Genomic DNA, 24,495 nt, shown 5'->3' with positions numbered 1-24,495 from the left:
TCCTGCGCGGCGACGACAGCGCGCGCAAAGAGAAGAAGGGCGGCCGCCGCCGCAAGGAGCGCGAGCCCGAACAGCCGAGCCAGGTAACCGGCGCCACCGGCCCTGCTTTCCACGATCCGCATGCGCCGTCGACCGCGAACCCGCTGATGCCCGGTCCGAATCAGTCGACATCGAGCGCGCCCGCACCGACTCAGGGCGCCGACGCTCCCTGGCCACCGGCCTCGACCGGCGCGCCTTGGCCCCAGGCTCAGGGCGCCCCGAACCCACTCGCTCCGCCACCGCGGTCGGCCTCGGGCGACTCCGCGCAGCAATCCCAGGCAGGCGCGTGGGAGCAAGGCACCGACCCACTCGCTCCACCGAGGCTCGACTCCGGCGCGACTGGCGACGCCGCCCAGCATGCCGCCGGCTCGCGGTCCTCGGCCGGCGCCGCTCGGCCCCAGGAGCAGAGCGCACCTGACCGGCTCATGCCGCCGCAGACCGGGCCGGATGCGTTCTCCCCGTGGAACACCGGGCAGTCCTCTACACCGGCCCAGTTCCCGGCCGCGCCTGCGCACACCAGTTCGCCGTCGCACTCGATCCCGAATGCGGCCGTTCCGCCGGCTCATTCGGGCCCTTCACTGCCACCGGCACCTGCCGAGCAGGCCGCGGCGGCCCTCCCGACGCGGACCCCCGCTCCCCCGTCCGAGGGCTTCACGCCGCTCGGGCCCTCGAACCAGCGCAGCCTGCCCGACCTCCCGCCGCCTCCCCCGCTGCCCGATCCCCCGGCGCGCCCGACCCAGGCGCCGCCACGGTTGCTCGCGCCCGCCACGCCGTCCCCCTCGGACCCGCTGGCGTCTCCGGTGTCCTCACCTTCACCCGCGGACCCGCCGGCACCCGCCGATCCGGTCTCGTCGTCTGCACCTGCCGACCCGCTCGCACCGCCCGCCGTGCCGGTGTCGTCGCCTACCCCCGCCGATCCGCCGGCGCCGCCTGCCGTTCCGGTGTCGTCGTCTGCACCTGCCGACCCGCTCGCACCGCCCGCCGTGCCGATGTCGTCACCTTCCCCTGCGGACTCGCTGTCGCCGCCTGCCGTTCCGGTCTGGTCGCAGTCACCCGCACATCCGCAGGCATCGGGTGCCGAAGCGGTTTCGGCGCCCGTCGACCCGCTGTCATCGGACACGCCGATCGAGGCGCTCTCGACCCCTTCGCGCCAGGTAGCCGAACCTGGGCCGTCCACCGGCGGCCAGCCGGATCCGTCGACCCGGGACGCGCATCCAGAAGCGGCGCCACACAACACTTCTGGTACACCGACATCCGGGCCGGCCACTGGAGCATCGGCGGCTTCCGTCGCCGCCGAGTCGGCTGACGCCGGATATTCGGTGAGCCCTTCGTCGACACAGACCGAGGACCGCGCCGACCAAGCCCAGGCCGGGCAAGGTGGGATCGCGCAGGGGTCGCCGTACAGCTCCGGTGACGTCGCGGCTTCGGCGGCGCCTGTCTCGCCCTATGCGTCCGGCGAGGTATCGCAGGGACCGGCTTTCTCTGCGTCGCAATACGATTCGATTCCCGGAGATCTGTCGCACGGCGCTTCCGTGCACGCACCTGATGCGCAGACCGAGATGTTCCGGGCCGACGACCCACGGCTGCAGGGTGTGTCGCCCAGCGACAGCGCCGCCGTCGCGCAGGGCCGGCCGTCTGAAACTGCTTACCGCTCAGGTGAATTCGCACAGCCTGCGCCGCATTCCCGCCCCGAGGGAACACCTCCACGTCATCAGCTGACGCCGAACACCGCACCCTCACAGCCCGAACCCGAGCAGCAGGCCGTCCCCGACCCGACCGCACAGAGCGGTGGTGCGACTGTCTATCCGGCACAGCAGCCCATCGGCGGCGCCTACCCGCAGGCACCCGATGCGGGCCCCGCTCATCCGTACCAGAGCGATGGGCTCCCCCAGTACCGCCCTGACGGTATGCGAGTGCAGCCTGACGGCACGTACCCCCACGGGAACGCCGCGCAGGCCGGCCCGAATGCTGCTCAGACCCAGCAGTATTCACAGGGCACCGCCGCGCCGGTTCAGCCGTACCAGGCGCCCGACGGCTCCCAGCCACCGCCGTACCCAGGGCCGCTCCACGCACCCGATGGCGCACCAGCACAGCCGTACCAGGCGGCCGCGCCCCAGCAGTTCCAGGCACCGGACGGCACCTGGTCCCAAGCACCCAACGGTGCCCCGGTTCAGCCCTTCCACGCGCCGGACGGCACCCCGCACAGTGGACCGGCGCAGCCGCACCACGCCCCGAACAACGTTGCACCGCAGTACCAGCAGCCCGCCTACGGTCAACCCGGCTGGGGTAACCCCGGCTATCAGCCCCCGTCACTGGACAATGTGCCGGTCAAGCGGGTCAAGAAGGCGCCGGGCAGTGGATGGCGTAAGGCCGTGCACCATGTTTCCGGTGGCGCGATCAACCCGGGAATGTCGGCCGAGGAGCGGCGCCTGCAGGAGCTGGTCGCCCGTATCCGGCAGCCGGTGCGTGGTGATTACCGGATCGCGGTGCTCTCACTCAAGGGCGGTGTCGGCAAGACGACGACCACCACCGGTCTCGGGTCGATCTTCGCGTCGATCCGTGGTGACCGGGTGATCGCGGTCGACGCCAACCCGGACTTCGGCACCCTGTCCCAGCGCGTGGCCATCCAGACCCGCTCGACCGTGCGCGACCTGCTGCTCGATCCGGCCATCGAACGCTACTCGGATGTGCGCAGGCACACCTCGCAGAGTTCGAGCAGGCTGGAAGTGCTTGCCAGCGAGCGCGATCCGGCTGCCTCGGAGTCGTTCAACGACGAGGAGTACCGGGCCGTCGCCCGCATTCTGCAGCGGTTCTACAACATCATCCTCACCGACTGCGGCACCGGCCTGATGCACTCGGCGATGAACGGCGTGCTCGACCTGGCGCATTCGCTGGTGCTGATCTCGTCGGCGGCCATCGACGGTGCCCGCAGCGCCGCCGCGACGCTCGACTGGCTGTCGCTGCACGGGCACGACCACCTCGTGCGCAACGCGGTGGTTGTGATCAACCTGCCGCGTGAGGGTTCACCGAACGTCGGCGTGCAGCAGCTGCGCGAGTACTTCCTGTCGCGCTGCCGTGCCGTGCACATCATCCCGTTCGACGAGCACCTGTCCGAGGGCGCCGAGATCGACCTGCACCGCCTGCACAAGTCGACCAAGCGCGCGTACGTGGAGCTGGCCGCGACGGTCGCCGACGAGTTCGGCGCCGAACACAACCGCTACCGCTGAGCGGTCACCATTCGGGCAGCCGACGCCGCCCGGCGAGCACATCACGCACCAGATCGTCGTAGGCGTCGGCCAACTCGGCCAGGTGGTGCCAGGCGCTGTGCAGCAGTTCGTCGTTGGCGTCCAGCGTCATCAGCGCGTGGTGAGCGCGCACCGAGGACTCCGCCAACCGGTCGATGACCGCGCCGATGGTTTCGGTGTGCAGCGTGGCGCCCAGGCGGTGCTGCGGCACGCCGCGCAGCACCCAGTCGTCGATGGCGAGGACCAATTCGGCTCGCCGGCAGTCGATCTCACGCAGCACCACGGCGTCGGTCTCGACGCGACCGCCACGGCCGACCACCCGCTTCTCGTGCAGCACCGCGAGGTCGCGCGCGAACCACAGCAGGGGTCCGCCGACCACCCGGTGACCGCGACATGCCCGGACCAGTAGGTCGGAGAAGGGCAGTAAACCGGTATCAGCGTGCGGACCTGCGGGGCCGACACACCGCAATGTGTCGGGGAAAGCCATTACAACCGTAGAACTCTCCGCACCAGCCACGTTGCCTCGCCGTCGTCGCCGCACAGCACCGGATCAGGACGTTCATTACAATAAACCTCGCAAGCTCACTGTCAAGCATTACTCGGCCGTAGGTAACCCAGACGAGTACACTTCGTTACCTGCACGACCTACCGAGGAGCATGATGGCGGACGGTCCGACCTATCTGCGGATCGCGAACCTCCTCCGCGAGGAGATCCGCGCGGGTACCTGGAAACCGGGCGACCGGCTGCCCAGCCATTCCGAGCTGGCCGAGCAGATGCAGGTCTCGATCACCACCGCGCGCAACGCCATCCAGGTGCTCGTCGCCGAAAACCTGGTCTATACAGCGACTTCCCGCGGAACCATCGTTCGAAACCAGGAAGTGCTGGAATCTGTGGTCACCGACCACATCCGGCGTGATCGTCCGCGCTCGGCGCACGACATCTTCGAGGAGATCGCGCGCGCGGCGAGCAGGCAACCGGCCAAGGAATTCAGCACCTGCATGGAACCGGCCGACGACCAGGTCGCGCACTGGCTCGGCGTGCCACCGGCGTCCTGGGTGCTTGCCAGGACGGTGGTGCAGTACCTCGACAACGAACCGTGGTCGTGGGAGGTGAGTTTCTATCCGCGCGACCTCGCCGAGGCAGCCGGAATCGACTCACCGCACGACATCCCCGAGGGCACCACGCGGCGCCTGGCCGACCGCGGCTACGGCGAGACCGCGCACCGCGACACGGTCGTCGCCCGGCCCGCGACCGCGGAGGAAGCAGTGGTGCTCGGCGTCGCGACCGGCACCGTACTGCTGGATCATCTGCGTATCGGAGCCAATCACGAACGGGTCACCCGGGCGACCCGTCACCGCTCCCTGGCCGGCCGCAACCGGTTGGCCTACCAACTCGGCGACGAGGCGGGGACCGCCGTCATCGCCCGCACTCTCGGCATCGCACCCGGTCACGCCGTCGCTATGCCATGAGCGTGCGGCTACGGCAGGCCACCCTGGGTGACCTGCCGTTGATCTGCCGCCTGCGGGTGCAGCGCACGGCGTGGCTGGCCGCGCGGGGTTCGGATCAGTGGACGGTGGCGGGCAAGGGCCGTCCGATCGAGATCTTCGCGGGCGAGGTCGGTCGCGCACTGGACGCGGGCGAGACCTGGGTCGCCGAAGTGGACGGAGAGCCCGCGGGCACGATCACCGTCAATCGGCGCAGCGATCCCGGCCTGTGGTCGCCGTGGGAACTGGCCGAGTCGGTGGTGGTGCACTTCATGATCGTCGACCTCCGGTTCGCGGGCCGCGAGGTCGGCCGCCACCTGCTCGACCATGCCGACCGGCTGGCCGAACGCGCGGACCGCGCCTGGGTGCGTCTGGACGCCTGGACAACCAACTCCGACCTGCACGACTATTACCGCCGGGCCGGTTTCCAGCTGGCCAGGATCGCCGGGCCCGGCGCCCACGGACCCTCGCGCGCGCTGTTTCAACGCCGAGTGGTCCCGGCCCACCCGGCTCGGACGGCGCCGAGCCGGTACTCCTTACAGGGCTATAGCGGGGGCAACTCGGCGATGTGAACCAGTTCGACGCCCTGCCTGCGGGAGACGAGGGTGCCGCGACCAGGAGGCATCTTGCTCGGACGGACGTCGCCGATCAGTTTTCCTTCGTCGCGCGAACCGCTCATGATCAAGGTCTGCACCGACAGGTTCTTCATGGCGCCGAGTACGGGGTCGTAGAGGGCGCGCGACACGCCACCGATGCGGCCGGTCCAGGCTCGGATTTCGCTTGAGGCAATGCATGTTTCACGACTGACCACTTGACGCCTGCTCCCGAACGTGTGGGTCGGCTGAGGGTGTTCGGGCGCGCGGCCTCGGGGGTAGCATCGAGACCGATCGAGGGCGGGATTTCGAGGGTGGGAGCCACAGTGGGACATTGCTCGTGACCGACGACGACCTGCGTTCAATAGCCCCCTCGGTCCTACTCGAGGATGCAGCGACAGCACTGGTCGACGCCTTCTCCGCATCCGGCGGGGACCCAAACCTGCTGACGGCCGGTGTGAAAACCCTGGTCGACAGGTTCCGCGGCAGCGTGACGTACACACAAGCCCTGGTCAACGACGCCGCACCCGACCCGGAGCGTCACCTGTTGAGCTGGGCACCCAACGGTTCGCCGGTCGAACTGGAGAGCGACCCGAACCAGATGTACCGCGACGATGTCGCGGGGGCCGTCGTATCGATGACGGGCCTGCAAGTGGTTTTGGTCGCGGACCTGCTGCGGGAACTCGCCGCACGCCTTCGGCCCGGAGCGGCGTTCGGGTTGGGCACCGGCGGCCTCGCATTGGTCGACTTCACCGAACACCTTGCCGATACTCTGAGCGACCTGACCACCGTACGCCGACCATCCCCGCCCGTACACGACCCTGCCCAGCGCGCCGAATGGCTCGCACGCGTCTCGTTCGTCCGGCAGCCCGATCTGCGCAATGCTGTGACTCACGTGATCAATTCGCTGGCCGCGACACAAGCCGCACAGCGCGCCGGGACGTTGCCGCCGACTGGCACGTGGGAATCGAGCGCACCGGTACGGGCCGTGGAGAGTTTGGCTCTAGTCGTTCGCGACCGTCTGCCGTCTGGCGTCGAGCCCGGCGACGATCCTGGGTTCTTCCTCCGATCCACCCCTGGCCGGACGCTCTTCGACGAAGCCAACGACCTGCGCAACCTACTGGCGGCCGAAGCCGACTCGACGACCGAGCCGCCGATGGTTGCGCTGAACGCGAAGACCGCGTTCACGGCGGGACTATTGCTGAAAGAACTCGTCGCGCGGTTGCGACCGGGTATTTCGTACGGGCTCCTCGCTGTCCGTTCCGAACTCGGGATCGTCGCGGGCGATCTCGCCGCGGAACTCCTGGCGCAAACATATTTCGGTCGACCAACTTTCTATCCAGGTCCGACGAGAATGTGGACGACAGCCCCGGACCGCTTGCGTTCCGAGGGAACGCGAACAAACGTCCTCGACCCCGTCGACCATCTCACGCCACCGACCGAGGTTTTCATCACCAGCGTGGACCCCGCGAACGGGGATTCATTCGAAGAGTACGAACAACTGCGCGAGGCAGCGGTGCACCTGTGTGGCCTGCTCGATGACGAGACCGCGTCCGATCACCAATTCGCCGAAGCCGCGCGCCGATTGCACCTGGCGATTCGCGGCCCCGCTGAGCAGCGGTTCGAGGTCTCGGGTGCGACACCGGACGAAGTGGCGCATCAGGTGCGGCAGGCAGTCCTACTCTCACCAGCCGAGGTCGCGGTCGCCGCTGATCTGCTCGACGAACTCGCCGCACGGCTGCACCCGGGGGCTGCGTTCGGACCGAGCGGCGAGCAGGCACAGAAGGGCGACGAGGTGACCGAAATGGCGGCGGAGCTGCGCGCACTCTCGGACTGGCGGCGTCCGGTCGTCACCGGTACCGCGCGTGAACCTGTCCCGACCCGGTTCGGACGCCTGCGCGACGCCGCGATCCGGTGGCTCGATATTGTCGCCGACGGCCGCGACGGCTGGCGAATTCCCGAGGACGCGGATTGGCGCAGCGCGACCGTCGATCTGTATCTACTCGCGCAGGACCGCCCCGCCCGCACGGCTCTTCCGCTCGTACAAGACCCCGCGCGACACCTGCGAAGGCGCTCGGGCACCACCACCGACCCGCAACCGATCGAACTCACCGACGAAGCCTCCGATATCGCAGAACTGTTGCCTAGAAACGACGTCGAAGTAGCTCCGGTGGTCGTGCCGAGCTCACTCGGCGTCTACGTGGGCGACGCGCTCGTCGAACTCGCCGGCCGATTGCGCCGCGGTGGGCCGTTCGGGCCGAAACCCCACGGCGACAACCTTGCCCGCACGGCGGCAGAGCTCGGCCGCAAGATTCTCGCGCACGCGGTCCTCACGTACTGTCGTAGCTGGGACTATGACGCTCGACGACCACGCGACTACCTCAGCGAATCCGAAGCCCGAGAATTCGATCGTACCGGCACCGCATACACCGTGGTACTAGGCGAGGCCGCCCGCCCCGATGCCATCGTCGATGTGCACTGGGCAGCGGAGGAACTCTCCGTCAGCAAACTCGACGACCACGGCCGACCGCATGTGTGGTGGGAGTTCCAGCGGACGAGCCCCGCCATGATGTTCCTGCGAAGGATGACCGAGTATCGATACAACGGTGAATCGACCGATCCGCTCGACGGCGGTTTCGTCGATCAGTTCAACTTCGAACCGGATGGCACTGCTCACCGTATGACCTGGCTCGATGACCAACGCGAGTGGCTGGAGAGCACCGGCGGTGGTGCTCGTGTCGAGAGTTTGTGGACGCCGGTTCCCTCGTTCGGCGATTGGACATCGGTCCGCGATCTGGAGCGGTTCCAGCCGCCGAGCGATGGCGACATGCCGGTGCACTACTGCTTGTCATGGGACGATGTGCACGCCCGCCCGCAGGGCTTGATCTTGGCTTACGAAGCTCGAGCACGCGACGAGGAAGGTGCCACTTACGGTGTGATCCTCGGCGAGCTGAGCGATCCCCGGATTCTCATCACAGTGAGTCGCAACGACAATAAATTCGTCGTCAACATATTCGATGACAACAAACGCATCTGCACCGCACATATGTTTGTCCGCGTGGGCGATCGCCTCCTGCAGCGACAGCAGCTACGGCTGATCTATCCCGAACCTACAACCCGAAACCTCCGCGAGGTCGAACGGATCGCGGCTTACGAGGTCAGGACCGACGGCTGGGCCCGCGCCACGGTCTCCGAGCCGGACAGCGGCAAGCTCCTCAGCGAACGGATCGAGCAGGTCGACATCGACAGATATTGGTGGCCCACACCACAATTCGGCGACTGGGCGTGGACCCATACACTCGACCCCGCGCCCAAGTATTGGGTTGACACGGAACTAGCCATTTAGGCTGCTGCCTCTCGGCTGAGCCGGATACAAATGTGTACAGAGAATGAATTCGATCGAAACCTCGAGTACTCGATCGGTGAATAAAATGGCCCCTAGGGGCGGGTCGGCCCGGAGAATGCGGGACTGCGTCGAGCGCATTGTGCGCAGGGGTTGCGCGTCATAAATCGCTGTGACACAGTCGTTTTCGCATAGGTGAAGGCGACCCGTATTTCCTGACGAGGTACGCCTGAACGAAGCGGGGGGCTTCATGATCGGCGTCGTCATCCACAGCGTTACGACTTCGTCCGCGGAAATCGACGTTTGCCCGTGCAGATCGCGACTCCGGGATCTCTTGTGGCGCTGAGCTTCCCGTCTTGGCTCGAGCCGTTCGAATGGCTCGTCGGCTCCGACTGGCCACACGGCAACGAAGACCTCATGTGGCAGATGGGCAAAGACCTCCAAACCGCCGCAGACGACGCCGAAGCACTGGTCCCCGACCTCGAGAACATCGTCACCACCGTCAACGCCGCCTACCCCCAAGGACACGGCGGCGAATCCATCCTGCAATGGATCCAACCCCTCATCGACGGCCAAGGTCCCGACAAGAACGGGTCCCTCGCCCAACTCGCCGACCACTGGACCAAACTCGCCACCGCCGCCGACACCGGTGGCGACCAACTCCAAGCCGCCAAACTCAACTTCTACATCGCCGGCGCCTGGCTCCTGGCCGAAATCGCCTGGGCACTCGCCGCCGGACCCGGCGCCGGACTCGCCCAAGCCGTCGTCATCGCCACCGCCCGCAAAATCTTCGCCGCCCTCGGACGCGGCCTCATGCGAGCCACCGGCAGAAACGTCGCCGAAAACGTCACCGAGGAGGTCCGCGACCGCATCCTGCCCAAACTCGTCTACGAAATCGTCCAAGAATCCTTCGTCGAATTCGGCCAAGGCACCAGCCAAGAGCTCGCCGTCCAACACATCCAGTACAAGTCCGGCCACACCGACGGCTACAACTCCGAAGCCCTCTGGGACACCGCCGCCATCTCCGCCATCGCCGGCGGCGTCGGCGGCGCCACCGGCTTCGGCCTCGGACGCAGACTCCCCACCACCAACGGCGGCTGGTCAGGCGCCCGCAACGGCGCACTCACCGGCGCAGGCGCAGGTCTGGCCGGCGCCACCGCCGCCTACCTCGCCACCGGAAAACTCACCGGCCAATGGGACTTCGACCCGCGCTCGTTCACCGGCGGCGCCACCTCCGGCGCAATCCCCTCCGCCATCCACGGCGCCCGCGGTCACTCCGATTTCGCCGGACAACCCTTCACCGACCCCCGCGACACCCCCCGCACCAGCTCCGAACCGAACAGCACCACCGAAAGCCGAGCCGGCAACGGCAACGGCAACGGCAACGGCAACGGCAACGGCAACGGCAACGGAGCAGGCTCGAGCACCGCGGCCGAGACAGGAACCAACCACAGCGGTGGTGAGGCCGACACCACAACCGCGCAGGGCTCGGCCGCGACCACAGAAACCACTTCCGACACGACCCACCCCACTGGACAAACCGACACCGCTGCCCCCACGGCCGGTGTCAACCCCGAAACCGACACCACTCGAACACCGATCGACGCCGGTTCGACGAACGGCGAAGCCACCACTGACAACAGCGATACCACCGCCACCGACGATCAGCAGGCCCAAGACCAGACCGACATCTCCACCGAGCAGGCCGCCGGCGCACCGGCCGAGGCCACGTCCACGACACCGACAACTACCGACTCGCCGAGCAACACAACAGCATCGCCCCCCGCAGCCGCCACCGAAACTGCGGACACAGGCGCTCCTGGCACCGACGTAAACGGCACATCGAACGCGCCGGTAGCCGCCGAGACCACTGTCGACGCAGGGCAGACCGACCTCACGCCCACCGGCGCAACGATGTCACCCGCCGAAGACCTCGCCGCCACTGTGGTCGACAACCAGTCGCCCACCGCAACAGGCTCGGCACCAACGTCCGCCGCGGGCGCACCGAGCATCACGCCTGCCTCGACTACGCTCCCCCCACTGAGCGCGATCCCCGCTACCGCGGCACCCGTATCCGGTTCTGCGACAACGAGCCCGGCACCCCCCGGCCCGAGATCAAAGGCGAACCGTCCACACGAGAGTGCGAATCGCGACACTGCGCTCGAGCACAGATCAGCCACGCGACCCGACCCGACATCAGCAGCCCACACCGCTGCCGAAGTGCCGTCGAGCCGCACAGCGGGCGCGGCCACATCAGCCACCCCGAACGACATCCCGATCCAGGCACGACGGTCCGAACTCGAACCACCCTCCCCCGCAATCAATTCGGACACGAACTCGGCGACACCGCCGACTACGGCCACTGAACACCCCGCAGAGGCACCGGCCCGACCGGGAAGCGATCGGCCACTGGATCCGGCCGATCACACGCCGACCCTCGTCCCCGGTTGGACCGTCGCGGGCACCCCCACCATCAGTCCAGTACACCGCCCGCATATCAACGAGTTTCTGCGCGCCGCAGAGCACGCCGCGGCCGAGCGCGATGCTGCCGCGGCGAAGCTCGTCCAGATCGCGCGCGACCTCGAAATCGACCACACGGGCGAACCTGCTGCACTCGCGGCCCGCCTGCTCGCCGCCATTGATGCCCAGATCGCTCGCGAGGGGCTCGGCGCGCATACGGGCGGGCTATCGAACGTCGAGCAGATGGAGCACCTGAAAGCGGCCGATGCCGCGGCCGGGCGACTTCGCCACACGATGGTCGAAGTCAGCCGTCAACTGAACGTGTATCAGCACGCGCACGGCGCCAACCGAGACAACCGCACGAAAGCCGAACAGGCCGCCGTACACGATGTTCTCACCGCTGCCGGCGCCCGCGTGGTCGACGGCATCGGTGTACTTGCCGGCGATCCGGTGCGATACCTGGTCGTTACGACCTCGCCGGACCCGCACACCGTGCTCGACGAAGCGGCTGTTGCCGCACTCGGCGACGTATCTGTCCGGTACCGGCACCTCCAACTGACAGCTGCGGGCCAGATCGTACTGACCGACGTCGAATCGGGAGCTGCGACTCGACCGGCGACCACACCGCAGCCGGCCACCGACCCGGTTGCCCCACAAGCCCTCTCGACTGTCCCGAGCCCATCAGCGCCATCGGCCCCGCGAGCCACGCTGCCGAACGGGCCGCGCTCAACTCAGCACACCCTCTCGCCGGAAACACTGCGACAGGTCGACGCGCTCGGTCGAGAGCGCGATGAGCTGATGGAGTCGGTGCGCAGCGACCGGGTAGCACAGCCCGACGACCCGCGCGTCCAACAGTCCGCGGCCAAAACCGCGGCAGCCACCGTGCTCGCGGGGGCCGACTATCTCGCAGCGCTCGGTGCGCACCGGGTGACGGACCGCGTCGCGATGTCGGGCAGTGATCCCACCAGGATTCTTCTCCTCGTCTACGGCGATATTCCCGACCAAGAGCGCATGCACCAGTTGCTGAGCAAGGCGCTCCCGCACAGCCCCACACTCGCCTCCGCGCTCACGCGGCCCGACACGCAGATCGTCTTTCTGCGGGTACTGGTCATCGACTCGACGGCCCACGTCAATGTCCTGCGCACGCAGGCAGTCGCGGACGTGACAGTCCGGTTGCCCCAGACGCGAGCAACATCGAGCCTCGATCCAGAGTCATTGCACCGCCGTGCGATCGATGAGCTGGTCGCCCAACGAGACGCACTCGCCCAAGAGCGCTGGTTGCAACGAGCGAAGCGGGACGAGCGCGCCGGACGGCATGGAATCGACGATCCTGATGTCGCACTGATCCCGCACAACCTCGAAGCCACCGTGCGCCGACTGCACGACCGCCTCATCGGCCGGGAGAACGTCTCCGCCCAAGGCGATCTCTACGACTACACCGTCGCCGAGGCGGTCTCGGACGAGACGCTCGACCGCAGGCGCAAGGAGATCGCCAAACTACAGGCCGCCGCATGGCGCGTTGCCAAGCTGGACTGGGATTGGGCCGCCTATGGCCGTCGGATCGCTGAGCTGACCGGCGAGTCGCGGGGAACATCCATTTCGCCTGCCGTCCTGGACGCCCTGGATGCCATCGCACAGGAGCGCGCCGAAACAACCCTCGCGGCCGAACCATACCGGGCCATGCGCGACGACCTCGCGGCGCGATTGGCCGCTGACAACGAGAGCCCGACCGAACGCCGACGCCTGTCGAGCATGTTGGCCGACGCAACGCGTCGGGTGGAGCTCGCGGACAACATGATCGGCCGCGCGCTCGACAGGATGGCGCTACTCAGAGGCGCCGGCCAGGAGGAAGTGACGCGCCTCGGCGGACAAATGCTCACCGGCCGTGTCGGTCTGATCACGGGCGACCATCCGCGCCTGATCGTCCTCGCTCCACGCACAGCCATGGGCACCCTCCGCTCCGAGCTGGACGAGACACTGCTGTCGGCCCTTCAGCAATCCCCCGCGGTCGCACGCGCGTTTCGAACACCGGCAACCAGCGTCGAGTTCAAGCACGTGATAGCCGACGAGCGAGGCAACTGGCAGTTGGTCGACGCCACGCCACCGCAGCGGGTGATGGCAGGTCCCGGACGAACCGGTCTCGCGGCACACATGCCGTCGGACATCACCATCTGGCGTGATGGAGCAGGGCATGAGCGCTTCATCGACCCCTCCAAACCGTGGACGACCGGCCCTGATTCCACTCCGAAATGGTTCGGGAACGGTAAGGAGCTCGACCCGACCAAGGAGCCGCCGAAGGGGATCACCGGCTGGGCGATGGACCCGATCCAGACCTCGATTTTTGCCAACTTCGACCGAATTCCCGATCGTCACGTCCTTACCGAACTGACTCCTGCCGTTCCGATGGGGGGACACTTCGATACCGGGATGCAGACCGCTTCCTTGGCGACCGATGGCCTGCTGTACAACCTTTCGCGTCTGGTTCTGGAAACGTTCGGCGTCTTCGCGGGCATGCGGCGGTATCACGACCCGGCCAACCCCGCACGACTGGCCTTCAAATTCAAATGGCATCCGTGGCTTCGCGGAATGTACCGATTCACCGACCTCGATTACCGGGTCCCCGTCGACTCGCAGCCTCGATTCCATCAGTGGGATGCCTCCGAACATGTCGACCTCACGGACCCGCCGAGCGAACCATTGCGCGAGCGCGCGCAAAATGAGCGAGAGTCCTGGGCGCGAGTACAGGCCTGGGCCGATGCGGAATATGCGCGTTTTCGGGCCGACGACAGCGATATCGACAAAATCATAGCCAATCTGGCGGCCCATGATGACGCCCGACGAATTCAACAGGCCGACAAGGTCATCGACAAGATCAGAAAAACTGTACGCGGCCTCGACCACAGATTCTGGCGGGCAAACGAAGAAACACTCGGCAAGCTCACCGATTGGGTTTCGGCACAGTTGCGCGAAGACTTGCGCCACACAGCCGCCGATCTCATCGAATCTGTTCTCGACTATGACTCGCCGGTCGCCACCTCGGTGTTCGAACATCTCGCGAGCACAGAATTCACACACGGCGAAATCAGGCAGATAAAGAATCACCTGATGCACGATCGGCACCTGGTCATCGACCGTCGCACCGGAAATCCGGTACGTCAGCGGATGGATGCCGTCGCCGATATCGCCGAGGCATGGAACCGGTTGACCGACGGCACACCGTTGGACGACGACATCCTGCTGCTCCACAACAGTTTGGTCGGCAGCCGGTACCTCGTTGAGAACCCGGACGCGAGCTGGCGCGAGGGCGACAGGCACGCGATCGGGCTCGGTTTCGATTGGAGCAGTCACCGTGCACCGCCCGAGGCGTGGCGAGCCGGTATCAAATACGCGCCGCAGCCACTCGAGCCTGAGCCCACACTCCCGGCCCGGTCGCCATCAAGGGCGCTGGAACCGGCCGAGTCGCGAGCCGATGAAGCGTTGCCGGTGGCGGAAAGCACCGCAGAGCAACACCAGTCGCCCACCGCGCGAGCTGCCGACCTGCCGTCGCATGGTCAGCAAGTCGTCGACCGCGCCGCCCTTATGGGCCGGATCGCCGCGGCGCAAGGGGAGCAGCATCGCGCGGCCCGCCGAATCACGGCGCTGGCCACCGATGTTCTCGGCGACAGTCTCGAACGAACGGGCGACGGCCCGCGAGCGCTGGGGCGAGCACTCATCGACCGGATCGACGCCGAGCTGTCGCGATCTGCCCCGGAATTCGACCGCGCACCCGCATCTCCGGATGAGATGGTGCGCTTCTCACTCGAGCGGCTGGAGCGCGATCGCGAACAGGAGCGATTGACGCGAGTGCGCGCCGAGGCCGAGCAACTGATCGAGCGTTTGATCGACGCGCATGCCCTCGAACGTGATCTCCGGAAACTGGTCGACGACGCGGCCGTGGCGGAAGTCCTGCACGCGGCCGGGGCGACTGTGCCGGCCGATGGCGTTGGCATCCTCGACGGCGAAGACGCCCGCGCGCTCGTGGTCAGCCCGAACCGCGTGACGCAGCCGCTGATCGATGACCGGGTGTGGCGTGAATTGACCGCGGCCGGTACGGAGATCGACTTCCAGCGGGTCGTGGTCGACGAGGCCGGCGAGATACATGTCGTGGATCGGTCGGCGCCACAAGGCGACAACCCGTACCGAACCGCCAACGAACACCTGGACGCCGTCGAGCGGGTCGCCCTCGACCAGCTCGACGCGATCGTCCGCGCGACCGTGCCGACCGACGCCGCATTCGTCCTCGATTCGGCCTCCGTCGACCGGATCGAAGAGGCGCGTGGCCAGGCGATAGCGCGCTTCGCCACCGCTCGTGATGCGGTGATCGCGGAATCGGTCGACCTGGCCGACAGGGCAGACAGCACCGCGCGGATAGGCGGGCAGTTCGCCATCGAACTCGCCGATATCGTCGCTGAGTTCACGGCCACGGTCGAACAGCAACGTTCGGCGCACGAGATCTCCCTCGCACCGGAGGCGGCCTGGAGCTACGGCACACCCCGGCCACACGAGACCTCACCACTGGCCGCCGCGACGATCGCCGACCACACCTCCCGAGCGAACCGAGCGATGCGGCACGCGAAATCCGCCGCCGACACACTGACCGAGATCTACCGCGCGCTCGACACCGGGGCGACCACGGCCGGGCCACGCATCACCCACGACCGGATCAACCAGCACATCGACACCGCGATCGCGGCAGCGCGAGAGGCCGTCAGCCGCAACGGGGCGACGCAGGCCGAGGAGATTGCCCACTACCAGGACATCCGCACCCTACGTTCCCTGAAAAGTGCCGCGAGCGACCACTTTTCGAAGTACCTTTCTGCCCGCGACGAGGCGAAACTGTTGTCGGACGAGGCCACCGACCTGGCCATCGCCGACGTGCTCGCCGCGGCAGGCGTCGCACCGGCAGACCACGGCATCGGCGCGCTGCCAGGGGTGGCGGGGCGCACACTTGTCGCTTTCGAGGGAGCAGATCCCCATCTGAACACGCTGTCGGCCAAAGAACACTGGCAGCGCCTCGCGCGCGGTGAACAGTTGTCCTTTCGGCGCGTCTTCGTCGATGAACACGGCCGAGTGCACGTCGTCGAGGCCGAGCTCCGGGGTGGCGCACGCGACAGCGGCATCGATACCCCGGTTCGGGGTTCGAACGCGAGCGGGTTGCCCGCGATCACCCCCGCCACTGCGTCCGTGCCACCTGTGAGTTCTGCGGTATTCACCGGTCCCCACTTCGACTTCATCGCCGAAACGGCCACGGACGGCGGGGCGGCCGAACTCCGTATTCGGTTGCATTTCGATCTGGGTATTCCGGAATCCGGCGACAACAGCCGACACGTCCGATCAATCGTGGACTCGGCCCACACCATCGTTTTCGGGTCCGGTAAATGGTATTCGCCCGTCACGGGGACGCCCTATCAGTTCACCATCGATCCGGTCGCGGACCCCGACGGTGCCCACCTGTCTGTCCCTGCGCCTGTCGAGACGGCCGATATCGACGAGGCCGCGCGGCTGCTCGCGGTCGCTGTGCGTGAGCACCTCGGGTTGCCGCCGACCAGCTCCATGCCGAACGGACTCACCGTCGACGAGGGTGATGTCGATGTACTCACGCGAGAAGCCCGTTTGGGCGGATTCCGGCCTGCGGTCCCGGACGCCCACTACGCATTCGGGACCACCAAGGCCCGAGAAGCGTTGGCGCTACTGGAAAGTGAGTCCCCGCAGATCGCGCTGGAACGGGCAGCTCGATTGCCAGAAGGCGGGTATATCCGCGGATTCGATCCACGGACCAGTGTGGTTGCCGACCTGATCAACCCCGGCGGGCATACCGTGCTCGGTCGCGGCAACAACTGCTGGGCAGCTGTGGTGTCGGCATTGCTCACCTTTCACGGTGACCCACAGGTCGCCCCGCCGGTGCGCGGCGACAGGGCGGCCGGTACAGCGGCCACCATGGCCGATTGGCTGCGCGCGGGCCTCATGTCGTGGAGCAACCGAAAAATCGACCTCGCTTCGTTCGAGATGCTGCAGCAATACGTCGCCGAACTCGGGCCCGGTGCCGCCGCACCCGTTTTCGTCGGATGGCAGGAGACCGACGCGCACGGAACCCGAACCCTCAACGGCCATGCTCTGCTCGTTGTCTTTCCGCTCGACGCACCCGGCCCGGTGTGGTGGTGTCCACAAGAACAGGCCGTATGGGACGGCCCGCCGAGCAAGTATGTCGAGGGCGCCGTAATCCTTTCCGCCATTCCCCTACGACCAGATGGGACACCCGCCCTTGAATACACCGATCCGAACGCCGGAGCAGGCCCAGCAGTACATTATCCGAGCATTGGGGCTCACGTACCCGGTGTCGGTCTACCCGTTCGAGTACGGCTGGATAGCGACGGTGTGCTGGCCGATCCCAGAGGATCCGCTGGACATGCCGGTCGGAGCTCCCAAGTTCATTCTGAATTCCCAGTCCGGAGTGATCACCAGTCTGCCGAGCACACGGAACAATCCGCTGATCGACCAGTACATCGAGGCAATGAAAACCGGGGCCCCGCTACCTGGGCACCAGCTGTACCCGCCGCTCACCCGGATACACCTGCAACTGACATCCAACGAAATAATGCAGGTCCGCTACCTGATCCGACTGCAATCCCTGTCCGAGGAGAGCGAACCGGCGGCGGGCTACCTGCTGACGATCGACAAACTGGACTCGGAGTACAGCCCGACGTCCTATCTCGACACTCAGGCGGCGCACTGGATCCTGGAGCGTCGCGCGGAGACGGGCGACTGGCCGGAGACGGGCACACTCGAGGTCTAGACACTGATGGCCCGCACCGTCAGCTGGAAGAACCACTCGGTGACACCGACTATCTCGACTCGGACGCACCTACCCCGACTCCCGGTTTCGACATCGGTCATCGCACCGGGCAGAGCCCGATCACCGAACTCACCCTGCGAATTCACCTTCGACCAGTCGGCGAAATCAGCCCGGCTGAACTCGCCGACATCCGTGCACTGACTCAGCGAGCAACAGCCGAAATATTCGGAGCCGAAGCACTTTCCAGCCACGACAACGACGACGCGCAGAACCCGCCGATGCGGTTGCCGGACGGAACCACCCTCCACGTTCGCAGCGAGTTCGTCGACGACCCCGAAGCCGCCCACCTCCGCGTCCCGATCTCCCGGGTCCGTGGCCTCATCCCACAGGGCATCGCGCCCGACGCCACCTCGTCCGAAATCGCGATGTACCTGCGTAACCACTTCGGCCTGCAGCCTGTCAACAACTCCCCGAACAAGGGGATGCGCCTGGACGGCATGGAGCTCTACGAACTGCGCGACGAAATAGCCCACCAGACGGCCGCAGCCAACACCGGATCGCCGCTGCCTCCGATCGCCGACGCGCGTGCCTACGCGTTCCACCCACCAGTTGCCCTCGAGCACCAGCACTACCAGGAAGAACTGCGTGCTGCTGCGTTGGACGGCGACCGCTATACGCGTGGCGCCGACCCACGCACCCACCCCACCGCCCGGCTGATCAACCCCGGTGGCCGTTCGACGCAAAGCCGCAGTGCGAACTGCTGGGAAGCCGCCGTCGCCGCGATCATGACCTTCAACGGCGCGCCAACGGTCGCCCGCGCCGCGCAATCGATCATCATCCCCGGACGACTTCCGGAATATCACGGCATCGGCGACCTCGACGCGATACGACAATGGCTTGGGGCCGAGTCGGTCGATCTCGCACACGGGCCCGGTTCGCCGGCTGACCGGTTGCATGCCCTGATCGCCGAACTCGGCCCGGGCGCGTCGGCATTCGTCGGGTTCACCTGGCCCAGCGGCATGCGGCATATCCTGGTCGTCGTCTACCCCGTCGACGCGTCCGGGCCAGTGTGGTGGGACGCGCAATCTCAGGAGACGTGGGATGCGCCACCCCGGGAAATCCGAGAACTGGACGCGCTGAACACAATTCCGATACGAGCCGATGGGAGCCCATTCCGTGCCGCTACCGATCAAGACCGCAGCAGAAGCCAAGGAGTACCTCGCGAAGAACCTCCGATGGGAAGACCCGGAAACGGAGATCGTCGAGGAATTCACCGAAGGCTGGGTGATCCAACGGGTCCCGGCGGACCGCGAGTACCCGACCGGGCTGCCGATCATGATCCTGACAGCCGAAACAGGAGTGATCTACCTGTTTCCGAGCTGGTCTCCGAACATGGCGATCGAGAGGTACCGGGCAGCGATACGGAACGGCGAACAACCCGGACCCCAGATCTTCCCCTTCCAGACCCGCCTGCACCTGACACTGACCCGGGACGAGGGGGACCGGGTGTGGTACCGGATGCAACTGGAGTCACTGACCCTTCCGGGCGCGACCGAACCCGACTCCGACCTGGTGATCTATCCGAGGAACTTCGCCTACTCCCCGACGAGCAACCCGCACAGCATGGCCGCGGCCCACATCCGCAGCTGGTTCCAGACCCACGGCACCTGGCCACAGCAACTGACAGCGGAGTACTGACCGACACAGAAACTCCCGCCCCGGAAACGTTCACACCCGAGGTCGCTACCGACCACAACCGAAGCCGAGTGGCCGAGCTGGGCAACCAGAACGGTGGCGACCGAGTACACCCGGCAGATCCATCCCCCGGTCTCGCGCAAACTGCCCCTGGCCCACGCCACCGAATCGAGTTGTTCGATCCGACCGCCGGTGGTCAGCGAGCTGCGCTGGCGCTGAAGTACCTGAAGGAGGTGACCGGCAGCGTAGCCATTCAGATCCCCGATCACATCGAGCCAGATGGGATGACCTTCGAGCAGTTCACGACCGCAGCCGGCGGTAGGTTCTGGCTGACAAACCTTTCCGACATCCTCGAACGACTGCACGAGCTCGGCGATTCGTACAGCGCAGTCGGCTTCCCGAGGGATTACGACTACGGTCGAGATCAGGACTGGTCAAATGCCGAGACACGCAGAGGACTGAACACATACACCTTCGTCGCCACCAATCGCGACGGTGAGCTCAGCTTCTACGATCCGGGTACCCATACGGTCAGCACCGCTACCCCGTTGATTCCTTTGGCGTACCCGCAGTACAGCGCTGTGTACTTCGACTCCGAAGGGAACGTTGTTCGTGATCCTTCGAGCCCGGGTGTGAAGAAATCACCGACGGCGTTCCGTGACCTCGAACGACCACCGTCACCACACCCCGGGCCCGCTGCCGACGGGCTCAGAGCCGAACTGGCACTGACCCATCTTCGGGAGAAAACTGGGAGTGTCGCCATTCAGCCAGGTGGCGGGCGCTGGATGACCATGGGTGAGGTGCTCACGCGCGCTGGGCATCAATATTGGACAACACTTGTGCAAGCCGACTGGGTGGTCGGCCACCTCCAACTACACGGTCCGGGCAGCACAGCGTTCATCGTCGAGCAGCACCGAGACGACAGTGCCGCTGCCAACTTGAACAACCGCTGTGCGGTCCTGACAAACCACGGCGACGGGCTCGTCACCATTTACGACGCGGCTACGGACACTACCCAGGAATACCGGCCGTCCGAACGAACCCTTAGTCAGACGAAGGCCCTCTTCTACGATATCGATGGACATCCCATCGAGCCGATGACCGCGTCGGCAGAACCCGGCCTCGACGACCGGCACATCGCGACGATGGACCGCCCGAACGAAAAGCGAATTCCCTCCCCGTTCAGTAGGCATGCACTCCGAAGCAAATCCGACAATAGAACTCTCGAAGTCCTGCTGATGAACGCACCTTCGTACACAAAGGCACTGCGCGAAAATATCTTCACGCCTCACTTACGCGAGTGGATCAACAATATAGACACGTCCCTGAGAGCGCTCCCCCCACACGAAGGCATCGCTCATCATTACACCACACTACCCTGGACAGAAGCCGTCCTTTACCAGGAAAGCACTGTTGTCCATGAGCCCGGCTACATTTTAGCTACTAGGCGGAATTTCAAGCCTACAGACAGTAGTCTCAACGTACACCTCGCCATACAATCCAAGTCCGCACGACTTTTCGGCGATCCGAGGAACTTCTACCGGCGTGCAGGGTCACTCATATCTGACAAGCAATACTCGGATATCGTTTTCGAACGCGGCACATCATTTTCCGTAGTCAACCGCGTACTCGATCCGCACACCGGAATCTTACACATCGACTTGGTGGAGCTGGTGGTGCCAGAGGCGGCGAGGCCGAGCCGACGAGCTTTGACCAGCGACTACACCGAGCCGGGCATCCATCATCGCGCCGTCCTCGCGGTCACCCACATCCGAGCGATGACCGCGAGCAGCTTTATCCAGCCGCAACCGGTCGGGCAGAACCACATGAGTCTGGCCCAGGTCAACGACGCTATGGGGCGTGAGCCGACGCCGTTCCACGACCCGGAATGGATCGAGACCTACCTACGCCACCACGGTCATGGAAGCATGGCCATGATCTGCGTTCAGCAACAAGGACTTTCAAAAGGAAAGAATGCCAGATCCCGTGCACGCAACGATCAACTGATCGACGATGCAGTAAACGAAAATACCTACGTACTCACCAACAACCACGGAGTAATAACACTCTACGACCCGGCCACGCAATCGACAGCTGTATTCTCCGAGACTACTCGATACCGAAAGACCGGGCGCGGGTTCGCCACCGGATTTCTCACCTATTTTATCGATCCAGCCGGTCTGCCGATAGCACCGACCGAGCCCGGACCCACCAAAGTAGACGATATCGCCGAGTTGCAGAAAGCCTCCGAGAAATCCGCCGGAATCTACCGGAGCCGAGTCAGCCCGCAACCGATTACGCTGACGTCCAGCGACCGGGCCGCGCTTCGAACCTACGATGATGATCTGGACTCGATAAACGAAGAATTGCGGGCCGGCGCGGGCACGCGCTGGACCGCCAGCACCCGATTCCACGAAACGCTCGCCAAATTTTCTGACTACCACGCCGTCGTATACCGTGTCGAAACGCTACCGATCGAGACCCTCCTCGCGGACTACATGCCGGGTGAAATCGTGCGTGACCCGGGCCATGCGACCGCGTCGAAGAAACGGTTGCCGACCGTCGCCGGGGATGTCGAGTTCACGATCTTGTCCTCGACCGGAAAAGATCTCGGCCACTACTTCCGCCGTACGGCGAACTCCATCGTGTTCGGCCTCGGCACCGAGTTCCAGGTGATCTCCCGCCACCTCGACCCGGACACCGGGGTCATGGAAGTCGCTCTCATGGAAACAGGCGACCTTCACCGAGCACTCGATGTCGCGACCGACGCCCTCACTCGCGCCATCGCCGTCCCGTCCACACCCGATACCGACACACCGGATACCGATCCGCAGCGTTACGAACTCCGGTCCGCAGTCGCCGAGCACACCCCTACACCTCCCACCGCCGCGCCGCTGGTCGATATCCATCGCGTTGCCGCGAACGCGATGACGCCGGCGGAGATAGCCGCGATAACGGGCCGCCCAGCCACACCGTTCTCGAACTCGACGTGGCTCGCCCACTACCTTCACAACCTCGGCACCGGCAGCACCGCGATCGTCGGTATCGAGAACCAGAGCACGACGATAAGCCGCCGAGACCCAAACCAAAGAAGTGTCGACTTCGTCCTGCTGACCAACCACGGCGACCGGATCTCGATCTACGATCCGGCAACTCGGAGCACCTCACCCCTATCCGAGGTCAGCCAGGATAAATTCCACGGTTACAAGAGGTTTCACACATTCTTCTTCGACCCGGCGGGTACGCCCGCAGCCCCGTCAGAAGCCGGACCGGTAGCAATACCCGATACCAGCGAATTCCGTCGACATGCGGAAAAGAAGCAGAGTTGGTATCGCAATAATTTCAGTCCACGCTCCCTCGAAATCAACATGTTCCAGAAGCGGGCGCTGCGCAAATTTATGCACGGCCCACTCACCCGCAGTGAAAGCACCGATTTCTACAATGCATTGATCAGCCTGCCGAACTATCAAGGCCTAGCGTATCGAGTCGGCTCATTGCAGTTGGACACCATCATCAGCAAATATCGCCCAGGGAACTTTGTCCTCTACCAGGATGACCGAATAGCATTCAAGAGCCCGATTCCTGCGGACGCAGGCCAGGTCGCGTTTACAATGCTGATGGCTACCGGAAAAGATGTCAGCGCGTACGCCCGCAAGCACGGAAATCCTGTTGTCATTCTGGACAGCTATTTCAGTTTCCAGGTGATCTCGCGGCAGTTGAACTCCGAGACCGGAGTCATGGAGATCACCTTGATGGACAGCGGGCTGGTAGCGACACCCACGTCCGACCCCGACACATCCCTTACCGGGTCGCCTTATCGACAGCCGGTCGACTCGGCTGATGAACAGCAAGCACCACCGGTCGCCACTACAACGGAACCGGCAAGCCCGGCCGAGGACCAGACCCAACCGAAACACGTTGCCCCTTCCGCCCAGCCACTCGGTGAAATACTGACCCCGTCCGTCGCCGAGGCCCACGCGCGGTACGGATCGGACACCGAAGCCGGTGTCGCGCACCATTCCGACGACCCGGCGATGGCCGATCTCGCGGGCCGCGTACACCGCGACGACCGGTACTTCACCGCCGATGTCCACCTCGACGACGCCGGCGCGGCAGTTATCGGTGGGCGGCGCTTCAGCCCGGAAGAATACGGCGATCTGCTCAGACACCACACGCGATGGGATGGACGGACCCCCATCCGTCTCATCGGCTGCGACGCCGCCTCGGGTCCTTTCGCCGCCCGGCTCGCCGCACATCTCGGCACCGATGTCCTCGCCCCGACGGCCCGCGCCTGGACCGACGAACACGGCCGCGTCTACACGAGCGCGGTGGAGATCGACTCGACCGGCAACCGTCGCCCGCGCATCCCACCCGACGGCGAGTGGGTGACCCACCACCCCGACGGCACGACCACCCCCACCACCACCGATGGCTTCGCCCCCGGAACCCCGGTGACGGACCGCTCGACACTCGACCCGAACCCCACGCGCCCGACCCACGAGGAGAACACCGCCCGACCGATCGCCGAGCCGACGATCACGGCACGACAACCACCGGTCGATGTGCCGTTCACCCTGTCGGCGCACGCCGAGGTTTCGAATTCAACGAGGACTCAGGAAAACTACGAGATTCCGTCAAGAACATCGAGTCCAGAATAAGCGCCACCCGCCCCGATTGCTCACCCGCCGAGCACGCCATATTGGACGACATTTTAATGCAAGATTTTCTAGAAGAACGGAACAAAGCGAGTGGGAGACGCTTCTTTTCGTTCCTCGACGAACACCAACTGTTCCCGAGCATGGA

At 65.6% G+C, this 24,495-nt stretch carries 8 protein-coding genes; 5 read left to right on the top strand and 3 right to left on the bottom strand.

What is annotated here, in order from left to right; translation table 11 throughout:
- Window positions 1–601: 601 nt before the first annotated feature.
- Window positions 602–1,159, bottom strand: a complete 558-nt coding sequence (locus ACSVDM_RS04290) for a hypothetical protein (protein WP_439262971.1) — start codon at window positions 1,157–1,159, stop codon at window positions 602–604.
- 412 nt (window positions 1,160–1,571) lie between these two features.
- On the opposite strand from ACSVDM_RS04290, the gene ACSVDM_RS04285 reads away from it, so the two are divergent.
- Window positions 1,572–3,266: a nucleotide-binding protein gene (locus tag ACSVDM_RS04285; protein WP_439262969.1), complete on the top strand. Its 1,695-nt coding sequence runs from the start codon at window positions 1,572–1,574 to the stop codon at window positions 3,264–3,266.
- A gap of 4 nt (window positions 3,267–3,270) precedes the next feature.
- Here the strand turns inward: ACSVDM_RS04285 and ACSVDM_RS04280 are convergent, their stop codons facing one another.
- Window positions 3,271–3,663: a DUF4254 domain-containing protein gene (locus ACSVDM_RS04280; RefSeq protein ID WP_357147272.1), complete on the bottom strand. Its 393-nt coding sequence runs from the start codon at window positions 3,661–3,663 to the stop codon at window positions 3,271–3,273.
- A gap of 281 nt (window positions 3,664–3,944) precedes the next feature.
- On the opposite strand from ACSVDM_RS04280, the gene ACSVDM_RS04275 reads away from it, so the two are divergent.
- Window positions 3,945–4,754, top strand: coding sequence for a GntR family transcriptional regulator (locus tag ACSVDM_RS04275; protein ID WP_439262967.1), 810 nt, complete (start codon window positions 3,945–3,947; stop codon window positions 4,752–4,754).
- Entirely contained in the window at window positions 4,751–5,341 is a 591-nt protein-coding gene (locus ACSVDM_RS04270) for a GNAT family N-acetyltransferase (RefSeq protein ID WP_439262965.1), read from the top strand. The genes ACSVDM_RS04275 and ACSVDM_RS04270 overlap by 4 nt, the downstream gene beginning before the upstream one ends.
- Here ACSVDM_RS04270 and ACSVDM_RS04265 read toward each other — a convergent pair.
- Window positions 5,314–5,514, bottom strand: coding sequence for a hypothetical protein (locus tag ACSVDM_RS04265; protein ID WP_439262963.1), 201 nt, complete (start codon window positions 5,512–5,514; stop codon window positions 5,314–5,316). The two genes, ACSVDM_RS04270 and ACSVDM_RS04265, sit on opposite strands and share 28 nt — an antisense overlap.
- Before the next feature lie 1,643 nt (window positions 5,515–7,157).
- Here ACSVDM_RS04265 and ACSVDM_RS04260 point away from each other — a divergent pair.
- Together ACSVDM_RS04260 and ACSVDM_RS04255 are read left to right on the top strand one after the other, a co-directional pair.
- On the top strand, window positions 7,158–8,708 hold the full coding sequence (locus ACSVDM_RS04260; RefSeq protein ID WP_439262961.1) for a hypothetical protein: 1,551 nt from the start codon (window positions 7,158–7,160) through the stop codon (window positions 8,706–8,708).
- Window positions 8,709–9,014: 306 nt separating this feature from the next.
- Complete coding sequence (locus ACSVDM_RS04255; protein ID WP_439262959.1) at window positions 9,015–24,350, top strand: toxin glutamine deamidase domain-containing protein; 15,336 nt, start codon at window positions 9,015–9,017, stop codon at window positions 24,348–24,350.
- Window positions 24,351–24,495: the final 145 nt, after the last annotated feature.

Source organism: Nocardia sp. JW2 (assembly GCF_051843015.1).
In the GTDB taxonomy this organism is placed as follows: Bacteria; Actinomycetota; Actinomycetes; order Mycobacteriales; family Mycobacteriaceae; genus Nocardia; species Nocardia coubleae.
This window is presented reverse-complemented; position numbering and strand designations above follow the sequence as displayed.